The organism is Pseudorhodoplanes sp. (assembly GCF_050250235.1).
GTDB lineage: Bacteria > Pseudomonadota > Alphaproteobacteria > Rhizobiales > Xanthobacteraceae > Pseudorhodoplanes.
In genome coordinates this window covers 1-16,510 of sequence record NZ_JBFWPA010000067.1, presented here as the reverse complement: position 1 = coordinate 16,510, position 16,510 = coordinate 1, and the positions used below count along the sequence as shown (strand labels likewise).

14 protein-coding genes and 1 pseudogene are annotated in these 16,510 nt (G+C 64.0%); 8 read left to right on the top strand and 7 right to left on the bottom strand.

The features are described 5' to 3' along the window. The first annotated feature begins 111 nt into the window (after positions 1-111). Entirely contained in the window at positions 112-4,200 is a 4,089-nt protein-coding gene (locus tag AB7F49_RS24265) for a hypothetical protein (protein WP_428527155.1), read from the top strand. A 47-nt stretch (positions 4,201-4,247) separates the two neighbouring features. On the opposite strand, the gene AB7F49_RS24260 is transcribed toward AB7F49_RS24265, so the two are convergent. The 5 genes from AB7F49_RS24260 to AB7F49_RS24240 form a co-directional block, all read right to left on the bottom strand. Then, the gene (locus AB7F49_RS24260; protein ID WP_428527153.1) at positions 4,248-4,604 is read right to left on the bottom strand and encodes a DUF1622 domain-containing protein; all 357 of its coding nucleotides are present in this window, start codon (positions 4,602-4,604) and stop codon (positions 4,248-4,250) included. A gap of 31 nt (positions 4,605-4,635) precedes the next feature. Continuing rightward, positions 4,636-5,994, bottom strand: coding sequence for an AmpG family muropeptide MFS transporter (locus AB7F49_RS24255; RefSeq protein WP_428527151.1), 1,359 nt, complete (start codon positions 5,992-5,994; stop codon positions 4,636-4,638). Between the two features lie 130 nt (positions 5,995-6,124). Then, a complete protein-coding gene (locus AB7F49_RS24250; protein ID WP_428527149.1) occupies positions 6,125-7,105 on the bottom strand; it encodes an ABC transporter substrate-binding protein in 981 nt (326 codons plus the stop codon). 160 nt (positions 7,106-7,265) lie between these two features. Continuing rightward, entirely contained in the window at positions 7,266-8,366 is a 1,101-nt protein-coding gene (locus AB7F49_RS24245; protein ID WP_428527147.1) for an alpha/beta hydrolase, read from the bottom strand. A 236-nt stretch (positions 8,367-8,602) separates the two neighbouring features. Beyond that, positions 8,603-9,820: a DNA recombination protein RmuC gene (locus tag AB7F49_RS24240; RefSeq protein ID WP_428527144.1), complete on the bottom strand. Its 1,218-nt coding sequence runs from the start codon at positions 9,818-9,820 to the stop codon at positions 8,603-8,605. Between the two features lie 199 nt (positions 9,821-10,019). Here AB7F49_RS24240 and AB7F49_RS24235 point away from each other — a divergent pair, with 199 nt between their 5' ends. The 3 genes from AB7F49_RS24235 (at position 10,020) to AB7F49_RS24225 (ending at position 12,144) form a co-directional block, all read left to right on the top strand. Then, the gene (locus AB7F49_RS24235; RefSeq protein ID WP_428527185.1) at positions 10,020-10,535 is read left to right on the top strand and encodes a peptide deformylase; all 516 of its coding nucleotides are present in this window, start codon (positions 10,020-10,022) and stop codon (positions 10,533-10,535) included. A 179-nt stretch (positions 10,536-10,714) separates the two neighbouring features. Further along, positions 10,715-11,647, top strand: a complete 933-nt coding sequence (gene fmt, locus AB7F49_RS24230) for a methionyl-tRNA formyltransferase (protein WP_428527142.1) — start codon at positions 10,715-10,717, stop codon at positions 11,645-11,647. Continuing rightward, entirely contained in the window at positions 11,644-12,144 is a 501-nt protein-coding gene (locus tag AB7F49_RS24225; protein ID WP_428527140.1) for a GNAT family N-acetyltransferase, read from the top strand. Before fmt ends, AB7F49_RS24225 begins: the two co-directional genes overlap by 4 nt. A 20-nt stretch (positions 12,145-12,164) precedes the next feature. Here the strand turns inward: AB7F49_RS24225 and AB7F49_RS24220 are convergent, their stop codons facing one another. Next, positions 12,165-13,211 (bottom strand): GlxA family transcriptional regulator, encoded by a 1,047-nt coding sequence (locus AB7F49_RS24220; protein WP_428527138.1) that lies wholly within the window; start codon positions 13,209-13,211, stop codon positions 12,165-12,167. A gap of 138 nt (positions 13,212-13,349) precedes the next feature. On the opposite strand from AB7F49_RS24220, the gene AB7F49_RS24215 reads away from it, so the two are divergent. The 4 genes from AB7F49_RS24215 to AB7F49_RS24200 all read left to right on the top strand — a co-directional run bounded on the left by AB7F49_RS24215 (position 13,350) and on the right by AB7F49_RS24200 (position 15,866). Next, positions 13,350-13,928 (top strand): OsmC family protein, encoded by a 579-nt coding sequence (locus AB7F49_RS24215; protein WP_428527136.1) that lies wholly within the window; start codon positions 13,350-13,352, stop codon positions 13,926-13,928. A 109-nt stretch (positions 13,929-14,037) separates the two neighbouring features. After that, positions 14,038-14,781 carry a tRNA pseudouridine(38-40) synthase TruA gene (gene truA / locus AB7F49_RS24210; RefSeq protein WP_428527134.1) on the top strand — a complete coding sequence of 248 codons (744 nt, stop codon included), beginning with the start codon at positions 14,038-14,040 and terminating at the stop codon, positions 14,779-14,781. Positions 14,782-14,870: 89 nt separating this feature from the next. Further along, positions 14,871-15,320 carry a MarR family winged helix-turn-helix transcriptional regulator gene (locus tag AB7F49_RS24205; protein WP_428527132.1) on the top strand — a complete coding sequence of 150 codons (450 nt, stop codon included), beginning with the start codon at positions 14,871-14,873 and terminating at the stop codon, positions 15,318-15,320. Between the two features lie 9 nt (positions 15,321-15,329). Next, positions 15,330-15,866: a cytochrome b gene (locus tag AB7F49_RS24200; protein WP_428527130.1), complete on the top strand. Its 537-nt coding sequence runs from the start codon at positions 15,330-15,332 to the stop codon at positions 15,864-15,866. A 134-nt stretch (positions 15,867-16,000) separates the two neighbouring features. Here AB7F49_RS24200 and AB7F49_RS24195 read toward each other — a convergent pair. Further along, positions 16,001-16,489: pseudogene (locus AB7F49_RS24195) on the bottom strand (M20/M25/M40 family metallo-hydrolase); the annotation flags it as partial. Positions 16,490-16,510: the final 21 nt, after the last annotated feature.

Sequence of the window (16,510 nt, the reverse complement as noted above, 5' to 3'; positions counted from 1 at the left end):
GCGATGCGTCTGGGCACAAGGAAGCCTGTCCGACCTCTTGAATGGATGCGCTTCCGGCTGACGAGCGGCAGCCGCCCTTGTTCGACATCCGAATACTGAGGAGAGGCGTCCATGGCTTTCCCCGATCCTAGCGGAAACATTTTTGTCGATGTGCTGGCAGCGCGGCAATGGACGTGGAATCCGCAAAAAATATTCTACGTCTGGCACGGCACCGGCTCGGGCGGATTGTGGGACGAGCTCGACGGCAGACTTTCGAAACGCGCGATGGATTCGTGGAGCGGCATCGCGGATATGTACATCGTTCCATATAGCGACCCGAATTTCTCAAACCTCTGGCATCACAAGGCGCGGTTTAGCGACGAGGCATTTCATCCCTTCAACGACCCTAACCATCCGGATTACGACCCTGAAGTTCGGGGAATACATACGGTGGGAACGACTGCACCACAGTATGGGCATTACAATGTCGATCATCCGACATGGGCCGAGGGGCGGTATTTCGACGGCCCCGTTCAGCAGACCATGGCGCACGAGCTGGGCCATGGTATCGGCCTCCGTCACCCATGGGAGCATCCGGACCTGGCATGGGACAGCGAGCTGATCAATACCGTCAATACCATCATGGCATACGATGTGGGCGGCACCTTCTCGCATGTCGTGGCGCCGATGGCGTTCGATATCGCCGCGATCCAATATCTCTACGGCGCCAATGCCAATTATCGTACCGGCAATGACAACTACATTTTTGATGATTCTGAATCGCGGCCATGGCTTTGCATCTGGGACGCAGGAGGCATCGACCGCATAACCTACGCCGGTAAAGGCGACGCCACCATCGATCTTCGGCCCGCGACGCTGAATCCAAACGACGAGTTCGAAGGTGTTCTGGTCGCGGGAGGCTACCAGTCCATTGGCCTTGGCTTCGGCGGCATCACCATCGCAGCGGACTTCATGAATGTCCTGCCCGACGTGGGCGGAACCACGGGTGTCATCATCGAAGACGCAACGGGCGGAATCGGGGACGATACAATCCATGGCAACGGCGCAATCAACACCCTGAGAGGAGGCCGCGGCGCTGACAAGATCCTCGGTGGCAACGGCGGTGATTTCATCTACGGCGAAGCAGACAACGATACCGAATTGTTTGGAGAAGATGGCGACGACACGATCTTCGGCGGAGCCGGTTTCGACAAGCTTTTCGGCGGAAACCACAACGACACGCTTCACGGTGAAGCTGAGGATGACGAGCTTTATGGCGACGCGGGAAACGACACGCTCAAGGGCGGCCGTGGCATCGACAGGCTTTATGGCGGAGATCATGCGGACACCCTCGATGGCGAAGAAGACAAGGATTTTCTCTGGGGTGGAAACGGGAATGACAAGCTGTTTGGCGATACAAGTGTCACGAAGGGCGGCGACGACGAGCTCTATGGCGAAGGCGGCAACGACGAACTGCACGGTCGCGCGGGGAATGACATCCTGAATGGGGGCACTGGCGCCGATATCATGCGCGGCGGTTGGGGCAATGACACCTACTGGGTGGATGATCCCGGTGATGATCCCAGCGAGCGATACAGCGCCTCGGTCGGAAAGCGCGCCAGGGACGGCGGCGGGATCGATGAAATCATAACGACCCTCAACGACTATTCCCTGGAAGCCATCAACAGCGACATCTCCATCATCGAGAAACTCACCTTTGCCGGCGCTGGAAGTTTTACCGGCCGAGGCGATGCGCGAAGCAACGATCTGCGCGGCTACCTTGCGCGCGACTTTCTCTATGGAAATGCCGGGAACGACAGACTGAGCGGCGGAAGTATCGGCGTCTCGGACTTCCTCGATGGAGGCGCAGGCGACGACACCTACCTGATCGAGGATCTTGTTGATGAAGTGATGGAAAGTGCTGGCGCCGGCGTCGATACCGCCGATGTCGCTTCGCATGTGATCGGCTATGTTCTGGACGCCAATGTGGAGAACATGCGTGTTGCGGCGCTCCAGACGCCGACTGGAAACACCGCCTTCGGCAACGAGCTCGCAAACAACATCACAGCCCAGATGAACCGGGCGTTTTTTGACGCACCGATTGTGTTCAATCTGCATGGAATGGGAGGCGCCGACACCATCACGGGGGCCGACTGGTCCAACAGCACCGACCTTCTCGATGGCGGCGCTGGCGATGACATCCTGAAAGGGATGGCCGGAAACGACACGCTGCGCGGCGGTCTCGGCGCCGATACCATGGACGGCGGGACCGGGATCGACACCGCCGATTTCAGCCTTGCCGCTGAGAGCGTGACGGTCAATATCAAGTCAGGCGGGATCGCCGGCGAAGCGGCCGGCGACAAGCTCAAGAATGTCGAGAACCTTACCGGCTCGTCTCTCGGCGACGATCTCACCGGCGATGCCAAGGCGAACGTGCTCACCGGCGGCGATGGCGACGACTATCTCGACGGCGGGGCGGGGATCGACACGTTGCTCGGCGGCGACGGCAATGACCGCATCACGGCCGACAGTACGGACATCGTCGATGGCGGCGCCGGTATCGAAGACTACGTCTATGCCAGCAAGTCCACCAGGAATGGCGGCTTCACGTTCAACGTGCTCGGCACGAATGTCGAAATCGTCTCGGGCAATGCCGGGAGGGACAGGATCGATGCCACCGGTATTGCTTACAGCGTGACCATTCTCGGCCTTGGCGGCGACGACGTGCTGACCGGCGGCAACGGCAACGACGCCTTCTTCGGTGGCGAAGGCAGAGATACCATCAACGGCGGCGAGGGCTTCGACCAGATTTCGGGCGAAGGCGGTGACGACATCCTGGTCGGCGGTGGCGCGACGTCGAGTCCGTTCGGTGATCGGCTGTTCGGAGGCCTCGGCAACGATACGCTGACCGGAAGCGGCAACGGCTGGCTCTTCGGCGAGGAGGGCAACGACATCATCCACGCGGTGCTGGGCGACTGGGCGAATGGCGGGGACGGCAATGACACGATCGTCGGCAGCGCTGGTTTCCAGCAGATCGAGGGCGGGGCCGGTAACGACATCATGACCGGCGGTCTGGAGGCCGGTCTTGCCGGGCTTACCGGAGACTTCTTCGATTTCAAGGCCGATTGGGGCGCCGATACGATCACGGATTTCGAACTGGGTGTCGACAGATTGCGCTTCATCCTGGGCACGAACGCCAATGGCGCAAGCGATCTGAACGTGACCACGGTCGCGGGCGTCGGGACCTTGATCGAGCTTCTGGGTCAAACGGTCATGCTGTCGGGTGTGTTCGCCGACAAGGCCACGATCGAAGCGAACGGCGAGATCAGCATTGTCGGGACCGAAGGAGACGACGAGCTGTTCGGAACCGGTTCAAACGACCTGATTCAGGGCCTCGGCGGCAATGACAAGCTTTATGGGCTCGCCGGCAACGACAAGCTGCATGGCGGCACCGGCAACGACCGTCTCGAGGGCGGGACCGGCAGGAATGAACTCTATGGCGACGACGGCGACGATACACTGGTCGGCGGCGACACCTTCGACGTACTGGATGGCGGCGACGGCAATGATACCCTGGTCGGCTCCGGCGGTCAGACCGGCATGTTCGGCGGTGACGGCGACGACACGCTCATCGGCAGTCTCAACAGCGGCAACGTGATGTATGGCGGTCTCGGCGACGACACGTTCACCGGCGGCAACGGGACCGACTCGATCTACGATACCGACGGCGGCGACGATACGGTTCATGCCGGCGATGGCGACGATGTGATTCTCGACCATTACGGCGTCAATGAGCTCTACGGCGAGGGCGGCAACGACATCATTACGTCCGCGAGCGACCAAGGCTCGCTGCTGGACGGCGGCGAGGGCAACGACACCCTGTATGCGGTCTATGGCGGCAATACGCTGCTCGGCGGCAATGGCGACGACCTGCTTGAAGTGGCGGATGGCGGCGCGATCGCCAACATCTTCACCGGCGGCGCCGGTGCCGATACGTTCATCTATCGCCAGGGTGTCGGGGCGGATTCAAACGTGATCGTGACGGACTTTGAGGATGGCACCGACATGATCGGCCTGCGCGTATTCACGGACCTTGGCCTCGTGACGGTCACGGACACAGCGCAAGGCGCGCTGATCGGTTACGTCGGGGCAAACTCACCCATGCTGCTGAGCGGCGTAAGCGCCGGCCTCATCGACCAGAACGATTTCGTGATAGTGTAGCGTGCTGCTCGTGCAAGTGCGCGGTGACCGGAGCGGCGCGGAGTGGCTCACCCCTCCTTCGCGTCGGTGCGCGGCTGCCACGGAAAGCGGCCTTCGACCTCGACCTGCATGCTGATCGAGAGGAAGGTGCGGATCACCACGATCGCGCCGAGGATCGCGACGCTGTCCAGCGTCGGCGTCACGGCGACGGTGCGGATGATGTCGGCCGCCACCAGCACTTCCAGGCCGAGCAGGATGGCGCGCCCGATATCCTGCCGCAGCCGTCGATAGGCATCGATGCCTCCCGGCGCGACCGGGATCGTGACATAGCGGACGAAGGCAATGACAAGACCGATTGCGATCAGGCCGACGCCGAGGAGATCGAGACTGTAGCCGACGGTTTCGATCGCGTTGGTGAAGTTCATGGCAGTTCCGGTTGGAGCGTGTGCCAGTTGTTCAGGACGCCGGCTTGCGCTTTTCGAGTTCGCGGAAATGGCCGCGCATCTGCAGCCACGCCAGCAGCATCAGACTCGGGATCGCGACCAGCGAGGAGATCACGAAGAACCAGAACCAGCCGGTCGATTCGGCGATGAAGCCGCCGCCCGACGACAGGGTGGTGCGGCCGATTGCAGCCAGCGCCGTGAGCAGCGCGAATTGGGTTGCGGTATGCGCGCGGACGCCGCACAAGGCCGAAAGATAGGCGACGAAGATCACGGTGCCGATCGCGCCGCAGAAATTCTCCACGATGATGGTCGCGGTCAGCGCCGGCACGTTCGGCCCGATCAGCGCCAGCCAGGCGAAGGCGAGGTTTGAGAGAAGCTGCAGGATGCCGCCGATCCACAGGCTGGTGGACAGCGGCAGGGCGGCCGCGACCATCCCGCCGGCAAATCCGCCGATCAGCGCCGAGGCCAGTCCCACGCCCTTCACCACGGCGGCATAGGTCGCCTTGTCGAACCCGATGCCGATCACAAAGGGCCCGGTCAGCACGCCGGCAAAGGCATCGCAGAACTTGTAGAGCACGACGAACAGCAGGATGACGATCGCCTCGGGGCGCGTCAGGAATTCCCTGAAGGCACCGAATGCGGTGATCAAGACGCGGCTGACCGGGTCGCGCTTGCGGTCGACCACGCCCTCCGGAGCGGCCGGCTCGGTCGCCATCAGGGAGGCGAAGATGCCGACACTGACCAGGACTGCGGCCGCGAGATAGCCCCACATCCATACCGTGTCCGGCGACACGCCGATCTGCGCGAGCCACCAGGTCAGCGTGATCACGCCGGCGCCCGAGGCCAGCATGCCGATGCGGTAGGCCGCGACATAGCCCGCCATGCCCGCGGCCTGCTCGCTGGTATCGAGACTTTCGACCCGGAAGGCGTCGATCACGATGTCCTGGGTGGCCGAGGTCGCCGCGACCAGTACCGCGCCGAGCGCGACCGGCCACAGCGATATCGCGGGATCCTGGAAGGCGAGGAACACGATCGCGGCGGCGAGCAGGAGTTGCGAGAACACGAGCCAGCCGCGCCGCCGCCCGAGCGCGCGCGACAGGATCGGAACGTCCAGCGCATCGACCAGCGGCGCCCAGAGGAATTTCAGGGTGTAGGGCAGGCCGACCAGCGCATAGAGCCCGATGGTGGAGAGGCTGACCTTGGCTTCGGTCATCCAGATCGCCAGCGTGGCGCCGGACAAAGCAAGCGGCAGCCCGGACGAGAAACCGAGCAGGATCACCAGCAAAACGCGCGGCTTCAGATAGACCGCGAGCGCGTCGGACCAGGAGGTCTTTCCGGTGCGCTTGGCGTCGGGTGATTCGAGCGCGGTCATGCGCGCGAAGTCTAGGGGCTGAATCGGTCGGATTGAAGCTTTCAGTTGGACAAATTGGAAGCTCGTGCGCCCTACGGGAAGGCGCAGAGCCGTGTCCTGAGGTCAGATCGGCCGCGCAGGCCGGGCAGCCTTACTCGATCACTTCGTCAGCGCGCGCCAGCAGCGTTGCCGGTACTGAGAGCGCCAGCGCTTTCGCCGCCTTCAGGTTGATGACCAACTCGAATTTTGTCGGCCGCTCGACCGGCAGATCGGCAGGCCGCTCACCCAGGAGGACCCTGGCCACATAGCTGGCGGCGCGTCGATACGAATCGGCCAGACTGGTGCCGTATGCAACCAGGCCTCCTGCGTCGACATATTCGCGCTGCTCGTAGATTGTGGGCAATGCATGGCGGCCCGCAAGCGTTGCAAGCAGGTCGCGCTTGTTGAAGAAGAAGGGATCGCCTTGCACGAGGAGAGCGCCGATTGCCCGTTTGCCGAGATGCGCAAAGGCGGTCTCGAGTTCGAGCTCGTTGCCGGCCGTTATTACCTCGATCCGCCGTTCGAGCGCCCGCGCCGCGGCTTGCAGGTCTCGCTCTCGCGTGTCGCTGTTCGGATTGTTCGGGTTCAGAAGAATTCCGATCAGTTTCACGTTGGGCAATAGTTCGCTCAGCAATTCGAAGCGCTTTGCGATCACGACATCCGTAATGAAGGTTACGCCTGTGACATTGCCGCCCGGGCGACTGAAGCTATTGACCAGACCAGCCTTGACCGGATCGGCGCCGATTCGGAAGACAACGGGAATCGTGGTCGTTGCCGCTTTCGCGGCCAGTGCGGTGACCGTGCCGCCATCGGCGTAGATCACGTCGACGCTTCGGCCGGTCAGGTCGGCGGCGAGAGCGGGCAACTGGTCGTAGCGGTGATCCGCCCAGCGGTATTCGATGGAAACATTCTTGCCTTCGACAAAGCCCGAGTCCGTAAGCGCCTCATGGAATGCCGCCAGCAAATGCTCATTGGACGCCCGTGACGCGCCGTGCAGGAACCCGATCACCGGCATCGCGGGATGCCGTGCCTGCGCAGCCATCGGCCATGCCGCCGCGCCACCGAGGAAGGACAGGAATTGCCGCCGTCTCATCGGTACTCCGCAAGGTCAAGCCCTGACGAAGATGCAGGCTAGCACATCTGGGCCGCGCAATGGGTCAACGAACCCCGCGCCCGCACGGCGCTCGCATTCGATGGCGAAACCGGCGGGGTGTGCGCGGCCGGTGCAACGCGGACGATCGACGCAGGATGGTTCAGTTCCGCAATTCCGCGGTCTCGGTCTGCGGTCTGGGCGCAGCGGGCTGCTGTCCGCGCGCGACCTGGGCGCCGCGTTCCCGCATGTTGCGCTCGCGCACCAGCTCCATCACATCGCCGATATCGTCAAAGGCGCGGCTATGGGCGGAGCCGCCCTTGGACTGCAACGGCGTAAGATCGTACACCGCGATCCTCTGCTGCTCGAATTCGGTGCGATACGGCTCGCTGGCTCCGACCTCGCCGATACGATCCACCCCACCCCAGATCTGCTTGGACAGGGACAGCGCCCCGTCGTCCCGCGACGCGAACAGCAGCATCTTCGGCCGGTTTGGACCCATGCGCTTGATGGTCGCGCGGAACACGTCGACGTCGATATCGGGTGCGACCAGCATGGCCTGCTTGACCTTGTCGCTGCCCGGCGCGCGGCGCATCGAACGGCCACGCAGCGCTTCGAGGGTCACATGGCTGCCCATGGAATGCGCGAGCAGGTGGACTTCCTTGATGTGCGGCGAACTTGCGATCTGGTCGATCAGCCCTTCGAGCGCATCGCGCGAATAATTCGCGCTCTCGCGGTCATAGGTATAGGACTTCAGTTCGATATTGCCGCGCGACGGCCAAGTGAACAGTACCGGAACCGCTTCCGCCTTGGAATCGTGGACGATCTGGGCGAAGCGGTAGACCGCATCGTCGAAGCGGTTGTTGAAGCCGTGGACGAAGATCAGCACGCGCGGATGCTTGGTCCGGCGCGCGGTTTCGACGATTGAGGCCGCGAACGCGCGCTGGTCGACATAGTCGGCGGACACGGTCACGAAGTCGCGCTTGGGATCGCCGGGCAGCATTGCCGGCCATTGCACCTGTCCGACCTTGCGCTCCGGCGGAATCGAGACGGTAATGGCAGCATAGGAAAGCGTGTCGGCGCGTTCGCCGCCGAACATGGAACCGGGGTCTTCGACGGCCTTCTTGCGCGTGGTTGCAACCAGCAGCGGGACGCGAGCCGTTCCCTCGACCGCCTGTTTGGTCGGAGTCAGCACGCCCTGCGCGGGACGGTGCACGCAGCCGGTGCAGACCGTTGCGACCGCCAGCACGGCGAAGACCGTCATCCCCCTGAACACCACCCACCAACTCCGGCGCGTTTACGAAAGGTTAACCACGCCGGCAATCTAACCCAGCCCGCCGCGCTTCACCAGCCGGGCCGGACCATACCGGGGTGCCCCCCCGGCAAGAGAGGCGCGGTATGGTTAATTGGCCACGGCTGCGCGAGGAGGACACCTCGCTTCCCTGCCGGACCGGCCGCGGGTGGACGGGGTTTCGTTCCGGGAGAGGTATCGGGCGGCCGCTATTCCGCTGCCATCACCCTGCGCGCGCCGACCGGCGCCGGGATCACGACATTGCCCGGATCGTCGTCCATTTCGCCCTCGAATTCGACCTCGCGGATGCGGCTGCCGCGCCGCTCCAGCTTGTCGGTCGAAACCACGATCTGCCGGATGTCCTCGGTTGCCTGTCCGAAATGCGCCTCCAGCTTCCTGACGCGTTCGCGCAGTCGCTTGAGGTCCTCCATGAAATGCCCGACCTCCGCGTGAATCTTGTCGGCCGCCTCGCGCATCCGGGCGTCGCGATGGATCTGCTGGATCACCTGTACCGCCAGCATCAGCAGCGAGGGTGACACGATCACCACCCGCGAGCGGAAGGCACGCTGGATCAGATCGTCGAACTGATCATGCAACTCCGCATAGATCGATTCCGACGGCACGAACATCAACGCGAGTTCCTGGGTCTCGCCGGGGATCAGGTATTTGCCGGCAATGTCGGCAATGTGCTTGCCGACATTCTGACGCAGCATGCGGCCGGCGAGGCTGCGCTCGTCATCGGACCTGGCATCGCGAAAGGCGGTGACCGCTTCCAGCGGGAATTTCGCGTCGATGATCAGCGGGCGCTGGTCCGGGAAATGAATCGCGCAATCCGGCCGCGTGTTGTTCGAGAGCGTCAACTGAAATTCGAAAGAGCCCTTCGGCAACCCGTCCTGGATGATCATCTCCATGCGGCCCTGGCCGAAGGCGCCGCGCTGCTGCTTGTTGGAGAGCACGCCCTGAAGCGACGTCACCTGCGAGGCAAGCGCGGTGATGTTCTTTTGCGCCGAATCGATGACGGCGAGCCGTTCGTTCAGCCGGTTGAGATTCTCGCCGGTCTGCTGGGTGGTGTGCTGGATCGACTGGCCGATGCGGTGGGTGACGGTATCGAGCCGTTCGGAAAAGGTCTTCTCGAATTGCGACTGACGGTTGGCCAGCATGTCGCCCATGGCGCGCACAAGGCCGGTGGTCTCGGCCTGGAGGCGGCGTAGCTCGGCCATCCGGGCCTCGTTCTCCCGGGCCTCGTTCTCTTGCTCGATCCGCTCGGCCTCGGCGGCCTCGGTGCGGCGCCGCCGCCGCGCGATCATCATGATCGTGACGCCGATCGTTGCGGCAAGGATAAAGGCGCAGACCGCCGCGATCACCGCGACGACCAGCAGCGGGTCGAGGCCGGCGAGCCGGTCCCGGATCAGGGCGAGATAATCCATCCAAACCTTGTACCACGATTCGTAGCGGCAAGGAACAAAAAGAGAACAATATTCTCCGTCGTGCCCGGTCCGTGTGCCGGTATCTGCGTCCTGGCAGCATGAAGGGCGCGTGGATGGCCTGCAGCCCGGCCATGATCGAACGGTGCGGGAGATGAAAGAGGAAATTGACCGCGCGCCGCGCAATAATTACATCGCGCGCATGGCTCTCCGCGACATCCTCGTCATCCCCGACAAGCGCCTCCGCATCGTCTCCAAACCGGTGGAGGCGGTGGACGCGCAGGTGCGCGCGCTGGCCGAAGACATGCTCGAGACCATGTACGACGCCCCCGGCATCGGACTCGCCGCGATCCAGATCGGCAAGCCGCTGCGCCTCGTGACCATGGACCTGTCCAAAAAAGAGGATGAGAAGGCGCCGCAGGTCTTCATCAATCCGGAAATCACCTGGTCGTCGGACGAAGTGAATGTGCACGAGGAGGGCTGTCTCTCGATCCCGGAATATTACGAGGAAGTCGAGCGGCCGTCGAAGGTGCGGTTCAGCTATCTCGATCTCGACGGAAAGCTGCAGGAGGTCGAGGCCGACGGCATTTTCGCGACCTGCATCCAGCACGAAATCGACCACCTCAATGGCGTGCTGTTCATCGACCATATCTCGAAGCTGAAACGCGACCGCGTCGTGAAGAAATACACCAAGATCGCGAAGCAGGCGGCGGAGTGACCTCTTTCTTCACCTCTCCCCGCTTGCGGGGAGAGGTCGACCGCATGAGCGAAGCGAATAAGGTCGGGTGAGGGGCTGCTAACGGACTTGCACGACATGGATCACCCCCCTCACCCGGCTCGCATCTCCGATGCTCGCCACCCTCTCCCCGCAAGCGGGGAGAGGGAAAGGTTATCGTGATGCCGCTCCGCCTCATCTTCATGGGCACGCCGGATTTCGCGGCGCCGACGCTGATCGAGCTCGCCGGCGCAGGCCACGAGATCGTCGCGGTTTATACCCGAGCGCCGAAGCCGGCCGGGCGAGGGATGGAGCTGCAGGACACGCCGGTGGCGCGCGAAGCGAAACGGCTCGGCCTCACCTTGCTGACGCCGAAGACGTTGCGCACCGAAGACGCGCAGGCGGAGTTCGCAGCCTTCGGCGCCGATGCCGCGGTGGTGGTGGCTTATGGCCTGATCCTACCAAAGGCCATTCTCGACGCCGTGCCGCTCGGCTGCTTCAACCTCCATGCATCGCTGCTGCCGCGCTGGCGCGGTGCCGCCCCGATCCACCGCGCGGTGATGGCGGGCGATACCGAGAGCGGCGTCACCGTCATGAAGATGGACGAGGGGCTCGACACCGGCGGCATGGCGCTGATCGAGCGCGTCGCCGTAGGCCCCGACATGACCGCAGGCGATCTGCACGACCGCCTTGCGTCGATTGGCGGCGACCTGATGCATCGCGCGCTCGGCGCGCTGGAGCGCGGCTCGCTGCAGATCGTGCCGCAGCCGGAAGCCGGCGTCACCTATGCCGAGAAGATCGACAAGGCCGAAACCCGGATCGACTGGTCGCGGCCGGCGCAGGAGGTGCACAACCACATCCGCGGGCTGTCGCCGTTTCCCGGCGCCTGGTTCGAGATGCCGGGCGGCAAGGAACCGGTGCGGATCAAGGTCCTGCGCTCGACGCTCGCTTCCGGCGCCGGTGCGCCGGGCACGGCGCTCGACGATACTCTCACGGTCGCCTGCGGCGACGGCGCGATCCGCATCCTCGACCTGCAACGCGCCGGCGGCAAGCCGATGAAGGCCGACGAATTTCTGCGCGGAATCATTGTCAAGCGCGGCACGCAATTGTCGTGAGCGTACTCGTCAGACCCGAAACACCGACGGATGTCGGCGCCATCCGCGAGATCAACCACGCGGCATTCGGCGTGTCCGTCGAGGCGGATCTGGTCGATCGCCTGCGTGCGGACGGCGACCTGCTGCTGTCGCTCGTCGCCGAGCGCGACGGTGCGATCGTGGGACATTGCGGGTTCTCGCGACTGACCGTTCGGGATGCCGGTCGCGGGGCCGCCGCGGTGTCGCTCGGACCAGTGGCGGTGCTGCCCGACTGCCAGAGAACCGGGATCGGCCGCAGGATGATCCGCGACGGCATCGCCCGGCTTGTACGCGGCGGCGAAACGCTGATCTTCGTGCTGGGCGATCCGTATTACTATGGGCGCTTCGGCTTCGACGCCGGCGCTGCCACCGCGTACCGGACGCCGTATGACGGGAGCTACATGCAGGCGCTGCGCCTGTCCGACGAAGCGCCGGGCCGCGGCGAGGTCCGCTACGCCCCGGCATTTGAACCTCTGTGAGCGCCGTCGGGTGAAGCTCGTCAGCGCGGCTGCGCGGCCTCTTCGCTCATGCGCGCGACCGGCTGGAACATGCGGCGATACTGCCCCGGCGTCAGTCCCGACGCGCGCTTGAACAGTCGCCGAAAGAACGCGGCATTCTCGTAGCCGACCAGCGGCGCGATATCGTCCGATGCAAGCTCGCCGGCTTCCAGCAGGCGCTTGGCTTCTTCAACCCGCAGATTCTGCACATGACCGATGAGCGTCGAGCCGGTTGCGGTCCTGAAGCGGCGCTTCAGGCTTCGCTGCGGAATACCGCAAGCCTCGACCACCGCGGAGACGGCGTTCAATTGCCGGAAATTCTGCGCAAGCCAGTCCTCCGCGCGCCGCACGGCGGAATCCGCATGCGGCTGCTGGCGGACGAGCGCGGCATAGGGAAGCTGCCCCTCGCCGTGCAATTTCATCAGATAGACCTTGGCGATGCGCATGGCCTCGCCCGGACTGCAATGCCGCGCGATGATGTGGATCGCGAGATCGTGCCATGACGACGTGCCCCCGGCGGTGACGATGCGCCCGCCGGGATCGCCGAAGACCAGGTTGGGCGCGGGGTTGAAGCGAACTTTAGGGAAGCTCCTGCGAAACAGGTCCTCGTAGCCCCAGTGCGACGTCGCTTCGCGATTGTCGAGCAGCCCGGTGGATGCGAGCAGGACCGAACCCGAACACGCCGAGTAGATGTGGCTGCCGGAACGATGACACCGCCGAAGCCAGTCCTTCAGGGTCTCGTAACGCGCGCCCATGGTGTCGGACGGCGCGAGCCACAGTTCCGGGACAATGACGATGTCCGGCCTCGGCGCGTCCTCGATTGCGAGTTCGGGATTGACGGGAATGCCGTTGCCGCAGCGGAACGGCGCCTTCGACAGCGATACGATGCGTGGCCGGATCAGGGGACGGCCGGTCTCGGTGCCGGTGAGTTCGTTCCAGAGCGTGCCGGTTGCCGCGAGCACGTCGAGCATGCCGTAGAGCGCCGAGCCGGCGGTTTCCGGCACGGCGACGATGAGGGCCTCGACTGCCCTGTCCTTTGGCGTGGTCATCCGCGATGCCTAAAGCTGGCACAAATGGATCGTTCGCGGCCAAAATCGATCTGATCGGCAATGTTGTCCAGTCCTAGCTTCCGGCGCATCGGCTCACCCCCGGAGGGCCGGAGACCCCGAGAACCCCAGGAGACAACGATGTCCGCTCAAGCCGCAATCGCCGAGAAAACGACCTTCATCAATGGCCTCAACGTGCAGCAGGCGCTCGACACCATCGCCGCACTGAAAGCCGACAAGAGCCTCGCGAAATTCCGGTTCCGCGCGAAGAACCGCTGGGTGTCCGGCGGTGAGAACCGCTCCACCATCAGGGACTTTTACGGTGCCGGCGTCGAGGATACTTCACGCATGAAGCCGTTCGAGTTCGTAAATGGCGAGCCGCCGGTGCTGCTCGGCGACAACGAGGGTGCGAACCCGGTGGAGTTTCTGCTGCACGCGCTTGCCGGTTGCGTGACCACGACCTTCGTGCTGCACGCCATGGCACGCGGAATCGCGATCCGCGAATTGTCGACCGAACTCGAAGGCAATATCGATCTTCAGGGGCTGCTCGGTCTCGATGGCGCGGTGTTCCCGGGCTATGAACAGATCCGCATCAAGATGCACGTCAAGGCGGATTGCTCGGACGAGGCGCTGGACGATCTGCTCGCCTATACGCAGGGACACTCGCCGGTCTGCAACACGGTGTGCCAGCCGGTGCCGGTGGTGATCGAACGGGTCTGAATGGTCGTCAGATGACAGCACAGGCTGCCCTTCCCGCGGACATCGGGACGGGCAGCCCAAGTCTTTCGCTGTGGCGCGGACATGCGCCGCGCGCTAACACCGGCCCACGATGCCCCGCTACAAGCTCCTGATCGAATATGACGGCGCGCCCTATCGCGGCTGGCAATACCAGGCCGATGCGCCAAGCGTGCAGGGCGCGATCGAGGATGCGATCGCGCGGTTTGACGGCCAGCGCGTCACCATCCAGGGCGCCGGCCGCACCGATGCCGGGGTGCATGCGCTGGGGCAGGTGGCGCATTGCGACCTGCGCGCCGAGCATGACGGCGGCACGGTACGCGATGCGCTGAATTTCTATCTGCGGCCGCAGCCGGTCGCGGTGCTGGCGGCGGAGCGGGTCAGCGACGATTTCAACGCGCGGTTCTCGGCCACCAGGCGGCATTACCTATATCGCGTGGTGAACCGGCGGCCCGATCTCGCGCTCGATCTCGGCCGCGCCTGGCGCGTCGGGCGCCCGCTCGATCTTGCAGCGATGAGCGAGGCGGCGAAGCGGCTGATCGGCCATCACGACTTCACCACCTTCCGCTCGACCGAATGCCAGTCGAAGTCCCCGGTGAAGACCCTCGACCGGATCGACATCGAGACCGAAGGCTGGAACGTGAACCTGCATGTTTCGGCGCGTTCGTTTCTGCACAACCAGGTGCGCTCGATGGTCGGCTCGCTGGTGCATGTGGGCGAAGGAAAATGGACGCCGGACGACATCGCCCGCATTCTCGAAGCGCGCGACCGGACGCTGTGCGGGCAGGTCGCGCCTGCCGAGGGGCTGTATCTCGTGAAGGTGGATTACCCCGACTGAGCGAGTCCCGGATCGCCATTTCGTGATTACTGCCCAAGTTGACAGCGTATTGTCATAATGACAATATATTGTCACATTGAGGATGGGTCATGCCCCAACGCACCGCCGACGCAACCACCGAACTGGTGCTCGAAATCTTCCGCCTGAACGGCGAATTGATCGCCATGGGCGATGCGCTGGTCGGAGACCTCGGCCTCACCAGCGCGCGCTGGCAGGTGATGGGCGCGATCGCGCTCGCCAATACGGCGCTGCCGATCGCGCAGATCGCCCGCAACATGGGGCTGACGCGGCAGGCGGTGCAGCGCGTCGCCAACGAACTGGAGAGCGAGGGGTTCCTCCGCTTCGCACCCAACCCCAACCATCAGCGCGCCAGGCTCGTGCTGCTCACCCGCAAGGGCGAGACCGCCTATGCGGCGGCGATGGGGCGCTGGGAGCCGAAGGCGCAGGCGCTCGGGGCAGGCAGTTCATTGAAAGATATCGAAACAGCGCTCGCGACCTTGCGGCGCGTGCGGCAACGGCTCTCGAAGGACGATCGATAGGAGTGTGACATGGCCTTGAAGTCTACGCAGGACCGTTTCGGCACGGTCGCAATCACGATCCACTGGCTGGCCGCGGCGCTGATCGTGGCATTGCTGATCAGCGGCTTTCGCGTGAGCGGTGCGGCCGATCCCGCAGCGAAGGCCGCGTTTCTCCGCTTTCATGCGGTGATGGGGATTGCGATCCTCGCGCTGACGCTCGGGCGCATTGCGTGGTGGTGGTTCGCCGACCGGAAACCGCTGCCGGTCGCGGGGCAGCCGCCGCTGCTCCGGCGCGCGGCGAGCGCCGTGCATCTCGTATTCTATATCTTGATCGTCGGGCTGGCAGCGAGCGGCATCGGCATGATGATCTTGTCGGGCGCCGGGCCGATCGTGTTCGGCGGCGCCTCGGGCGCGCTGCCGGATTTCTGGACGGTGCCGCCGCGCATCCCGCACGGCATCGGCGTGCGCGTCCTGATTGCGCTGTTGATCCTGCATGTCGCCGGCGCGCTCTACCATCATTTCATCCGCGGCGACCGTCTGCTGGCGCGGATGGGTGTGGGGCGCTAGCGATTTTCCCGAAGATGATCGAATATCAGGGTGTCATGCCCCGCGCAGGCGGGGCATGGCAGAGGATTGAAGGGCATGACAGAGGATTGAGATAGGTGCGAAATTCAGCTGGCGTCAGCGCTCCGGGCTGCCCATCAACTGAAATACCGGTCCAAAATTTTCCGGTAGATCGTGGTCAAAGCGACAAGCTCGGAGACCGGCACGCATTCGTCGATCGCGTGCATGGTCTGGCCGACCAGGCCGAATTCCACCACGGAACAATAATTCTTGATGAAGCGCGCGTCGGATGTGCCGCCGGTTGTCGAAAGCGCCGGCGTCCGTCCGGTCACCTCGGCGACGGCATTCACCACCAGGTCGGTGAACGAGCCGGGCTCGACCACGAACACATCGGCGTTGGACGGGTCCCATTCGAACGAGAACCGGATTTTTCCGGCCGAAGCACGGACCGCTCGTTCCTCCATCAGCGCCTTCAGCGATTCCTGATCATGCAGGTCGTTGAACCGGATGTTGAAGCGCGCGCGCGCCTCGGCCGGAAAGAGATTCACGGTCTTGATGCCGATATCGATCGAGACGAATACGAGATTGGACGGGTCGAACAGCTTCGAGCCCCGGTCCAGCGGTTCGGCCTAGAGCGCGGCGATCAG

What these genes read in the sequence shown, in the direction of transcription:
- AB7F49_RS24265 (WP_428527155.1), top strand. Translation starts at nt 112, where the DNA reads ATGGCTTTCCCCGATCCTAGCGGAAACATTTTTGTCGATGTGCTGGCA.
- AB7F49_RS24260 (WP_428527153.1), bottom strand. Translation starts at nt 4,604, where the DNA reads ATGAACTTCACCAACGCGATCGAAACCGTCGGCTACAGTCTCGATCTC.
- AB7F49_RS24255 (WP_428527151.1), bottom strand. Translation starts at nt 5,994, where the DNA reads ATGACCGCGCTCGAATCACCCGACGCCAAGCGCACCGGAAAGACCTCC.
- AB7F49_RS24250 (WP_428527149.1), bottom strand. Translation starts at nt 7,105, where the DNA reads ATGAGACGGCGGCAATTCCTGTCCTTCCTCGGTGGCGCGGCGGCATGG.
- AB7F49_RS24245 (WP_428527147.1), bottom strand. Translation starts at nt 8,366, where the DNA reads ATGACGGTCTTCGCCGTGCTGGCGGTCGCAACGGTCTGCACCGGCTGC.
- AB7F49_RS24240 (WP_428527144.1), bottom strand. Translation starts at nt 9,820, where the DNA reads ATGGATTATCTCGCCCTGATCCGGGACCGGCTCGCCGGCCTCGACCCG.
- AB7F49_RS24235 (WP_428527185.1), top strand. Translation starts at nt 10,020, where the DNA reads ATGGCTCTCCGCGACATCCTCGTCATCCCCGACAAGCGCCTCCGCATC.
- fmt (WP_428527142.1), top strand. Translation starts at nt 10,715, where the DNA reads ATGCCGCTCCGCCTCATCTTCATGGGCACGCCGGATTTCGCGGCGCCG.
- AB7F49_RS24220 (WP_428527138.1), bottom strand. Translation starts at nt 13,211, where the DNA reads ATGACCACGCCAAAGGACAGGGCAGTCGAGGCCCTCATCGTCGCCGTG.
- AB7F49_RS24215 (WP_428527136.1), top strand. Translation starts at nt 13,350, where the DNA reads ATGTCCGCTCAAGCCGCAATCGCCGAGAAAACGACCTTCATCAATGGC.
- truA (WP_428527134.1), top strand. Translation starts at nt 14,038, where the DNA reads ATGCCCCGCTACAAGCTCCTGATCGAATATGACGGCGCGCCCTATCGC.
- AB7F49_RS24205 (WP_428527132.1), top strand. Translation starts at nt 14,871, where the DNA reads ATGCCCCAACGCACCGCCGACGCAACCACCGAACTGGTGCTCGAAATC.
- AB7F49_RS24200 (WP_428527130.1), top strand. Translation starts at nt 15,330, where the DNA reads ATGGCCTTGAAGTCTACGCAGGACCGTTTCGGCACGGTCGCAATCACG.